Source organism: Intestinibacter sp., from assembly GCF_051866655.1.
GTDB lineage: Bacteria > Bacillota > Clostridia > Peptostreptococcales > Peptostreptococcaceae > Intestinibacter.
Genome location: NZ_JBJDXL010000315.1, coordinates 1 through 3,615 on the forward strand (window position 1 = coordinate 1; position 3,615 = coordinate 3,615).

General features: G+C 32.0%; 5 protein-coding genes. All 5 read left to right on the forward strand.

Annotation, left to right across the window (positions count from 1 at the left end; translation table 11 throughout):
- On the forward strand, window positions 1-304 hold a 304-nt coding region (locus tag ACI3VO_RS09355; RefSeq protein ID WP_439757660.1), incomplete at its 5' end, for a hypothetical protein.
- 57 nt (window positions 305-361) lie between these two features.
- Complete coding sequence (locus tag ACI3VO_RS09360; RefSeq protein WP_439757661.1) at window positions 362-859, forward strand: hypothetical protein; 498 nt, start codon at window positions 362-364, stop codon at window positions 857-859.
- A 230-nt stretch (window positions 860-1,089) separates the two neighbouring features.
- Window positions 1,090-1,926, forward strand: a complete 837-nt coding sequence (locus ACI3VO_RS09365) for a phosphate ABC transporter substrate-binding protein (RefSeq protein WP_439757662.1) — start codon at window positions 1,090-1,092, stop codon at window positions 1,924-1,926.
- Window positions 1,927-2,045: 119 nt separating this feature from the next.
- Window positions 2,046-2,954, forward strand: coding sequence for a phosphate ABC transporter permease subunit PstC (gene pstC, locus ACI3VO_RS09370; protein WP_439757664.1), 909 nt, complete (start codon window positions 2,046-2,048; stop codon window positions 2,952-2,954).
- Window position 2,955: 1 nt separating this feature from the next.
- On the forward strand, window positions 2,956-3,615 hold a 660-nt coding region (gene pstA, locus ACI3VO_RS09375; RefSeq protein WP_439757663.1), incomplete at its 3' end, for a phosphate ABC transporter permease PstA.

The following is a 3,615-nucleotide window of genomic DNA, read 5'->3' on the forward strand; positions in this document are numbered from 1 at the left end:
AGAGAGTATAAAAATACCAGGCTATAGCACTATAACAGTACCAGCAGATACTAAAGATGTTCAAATAACATTGGGCAATCCTGAAGGCAATCAATGCTATTTTAAATTTGAGTTATTAGTAGATGGAGAAAGCTTATACACATCGGATTTTGTTCAGGCTGGATATGCTATAGAAAATGTAGAATTAGAAAAAGGACTTAAAAAAGGTACTTATGATGCAGTAATAAAAATTACACCGTATTCCTTGGATAAGGAAACACAATACGCAGGTGCAAATGTGAGAGCTACTATGGAAGTAGTATAGTTTATGTAAATAAATACGCAAGTATTTAAATATAAATAATTAATTTGGAGGAATATCATGAAAAGAAAGAAAACAGCATTATTATTATCAACTTTAGCAATTTGCTCAACAATGATGGTAACAGCAAATGCAGAATCTCAATCAACAGAACTAGAATACGTTCTAAAAAACGATCCAACTTACACAGTTGAAATACCAGCTAAAATAACTATAGCTAAAGATGGTTCAGACATGACAATCAAAGCTTCTAATGTTAATTATTTAGATGGACAAAAAGTATCTGTATCTATAGCTGGAACAGATTATTTCAGAAATCAAATGGTTTTAACAAACAAAGAAACAAACACAGTTATGAGATATCAAATAGTAAAAGAAGATGGAACAGTTATAGAAACAACTGGAACAAAGGATCAAGCAAATGGAGTAGAAGTTGCAGCATTTACTGAAGATGGTGAAGTTAACAATAAAGTTTTACCAGTTAAACTTCCTTCATCAAAGGTTGGAACTTATACAGGAAGCATAACTTTTGATATAGGTTTAGTAGACGCCGAATAATTAATAGCTAAAAAGGGTACTTATAGTTTTTTAGGGTCATTGAAAATATAATCAATGATCTTTTTTTTATGTATTAACATTAACTTAACATACTTAACCTTATAATAACCTAGCATTAATAAAGACTTAAGACGTTACCTGTATTATATAAAGTGTAAAAGGAAATAAGAAAAACAAAGGGTACTAAAAAAGAAAAAAATAAAATTTTTATAAAATAATGGAGGAGAAAAATGTTTAACAAAAAGAAATTAATATCAATCTTAGCAGGTACTTTATTAGTAGGATCATTAGTAGGTTGTAGTAACGGCGGAGGAAGTGGAGCTTCAGACGCAAGTAAAATCACTGTATCAGGTTCAACTTCAGTAGGACCAACAATGGAAGTTTTAGCAGAAGATTACCAAAAAGCAAATGAAGGTGTTACAATCGAAGTTCAACAAGTAGGTTCATCAGCAGGTATAACAAATACAATCGATGGAACTTCACAAATAGGAATGTCTTCAAGAGATTTAAAGGATGAAGAAAAATCTGAAGGATTAGAAGAATACCAAATAGCTATAGACGGTATAGCAGTAATCACAAATACAGCAAATGATGTAAAAGACTTAACAATGGATCAAATAAAAGATATCTACACAGGAAAAATAACTAACTGGAAAGAAGTTGGAGGAAAAGATGCACAAATAGTTGTTGTATCTAGAGAAGATGGCTCAGGAACAAGAGATGGATTCCAAGAAATAGTAGGATTTGAATCAGAAGAATTAACTGGAGATGCTCAAATATCTGACGGTTCAGGAAACATAAAAACAACTGTTCAAGGAAATGAAAATGCAATAGGCTACATATCATTTGGATACTTAGATGACTCTATAAACTCAGTAAAAATAGGTGGTGTAGAACCAACTGAAGAAAATGTTTATAACGATAGCTATCCAATATCAAGACCATTCTTATTAGTAACTAAAGGTGAAGCAACTGACGATGCTAAAGCTTTCATAGACTACATATTAAGTGATGATGGTCAAAAAACAATAGAAGAAGAAGGCTTCATGAGCGTAAATGAAAAATAGATATTAAATAAAATAAAAAGTCAAATAAATATTGAAGATAGTTTTGGAGTGTTGCAAAAGATACTAAATGCCATTTTGTAGCACTCCGTTTTAAAAAGGAGGAGTTTAGATTGGAAAAAATGGAATCAATCAATGTAAATGAAAGCAACTCATCTAATAAAAATAGAGGTAAGTATTTAGTAGAAGCTGTTACAGAGAAAATATTTATGGTAAGTGCTTTAGTAGCGGTAGTAAGTTTATTACTTATAATAGGGTTTGTATTTTATAAAGGTTTAATGCCTTTCATAACAGAAGGATATTCATTTATAGATTTTATATTTGGAACTGAATGGTTGCCAGGGTCTCAAAAATTCGGCATCGGTTCTATGATAGTAACTTCTATAGTAGCTACAATAGGAGCTTTGATAATAGGTGTTCCAGTTGGAATACTTGCAGCAATATTTATAGCAGAAATTTGTCCTAAAAGATATGCAAAAATAATTTCAACAGCAGTAGAACTTCTAGCAGGTATACCATCAGTTCTTTACGGTATATTCGGATTAGCGGTTATTGTACCAGCAATACAAACTGTATTAAATCTTCCTAAAGGACAAAGCTTATTAGCAGTGATTTTCGTATTAGCGATAATGATGCTTCCAACAATAATTTCACTATCAGAAACATCAATAAGAGCAGTACCTAAAGCGTACAAAGAAGGCTCTCTAGCACTAGGCGCATCAAAAATAGAAACAATATTCAAGGTAACAGTACCAGCAGCAAAATCAGGAATACTAGCAGGTGTAATCCTAGGTATAGGTAGAGCATTGGGAGAAACAATGGCGGTAATACTAGTAGCAGGTAACTCAACAGCATTTCCAACATCAATTCTAGATAGTGTAAGACCACTTACAACAAATATAGCTCTAGAAATGGGATACGCAGCAGGGACACATCAAAACATGCTATTTGCAACAGGGGTTGTACTTTTCATATTCATAATAATTATAAATTTAGTATTAACTAAATTAACTTCTAAAGGAGTAGAGTAAGATGGAAAATAATTTAAAGGCGAGAAAAAATAAAGATAATTTATTAGTTTCCCTAGTATATTTATCAGCGATTATAACAGTGGGAATACTAGTAGTGATAGTTGGATTTATATTTATAAAAGGAATGGGAAAAATCAATTTAAACTTCTTATTTAGCGATTATTCAGCAAGTGGAGATGGCGGAATACTTCCAATGATAATTACAACAGTGTATATGGTTTTAGTATCAATATTAGTAGCTACACCAATAGGTATACTTGCTGCAGTTTATCTACAAGAATACGCTAAGCAAGGAAAAATAGTAAAAGTTATAAGATTTGCTACAGAATGTCTAGCAGGTATACCATCAATAGTATACGGTTTATTTGGAGGAATATTCTTTGTAGTAGCATTAAAATTCCAATATTCAATATTATCAGGTGGTTTAACAGTAGCGATTATAATACTTCCAACAATAATACGTTCTACAGAGGAGGCTTTAAAAACTGTACCACAAACTTACAGAGAAGCATCTCTAGGACTTGGAGCTACTAAGTTCCAAACACTTTACAAGGTAATCCTACCAAGTGCAATACCTGGAATACTTTCAGGAGTGATCTTATCAATAGGTCGTGTAATCGGTGAATCAGCAGCCATATTATTAACAGCAGGAACAGTAGCG

Excerpts from the sequence above, each read along its gene's own strand:
- ACI3VO_RS09360 (WP_439757661.1), top strand. The coding sequence starts at position 362 with ATGAAAAGAAAGAAAACAGCATTATTATTATCAACTTTAGCAATTTGC.
- ACI3VO_RS09365 (WP_439757662.1), top strand. The coding sequence starts at position 1,090 with ATGTTTAACAAAAAGAAATTAATATCAATCTTAGCAGGTACTTTATTA.
- pstC (WP_439757664.1), top strand. The coding sequence starts at position 2,046 with ATGGAATCAATCAATGTAAATGAAAGCAACTCATCTAATAAAAATAGA.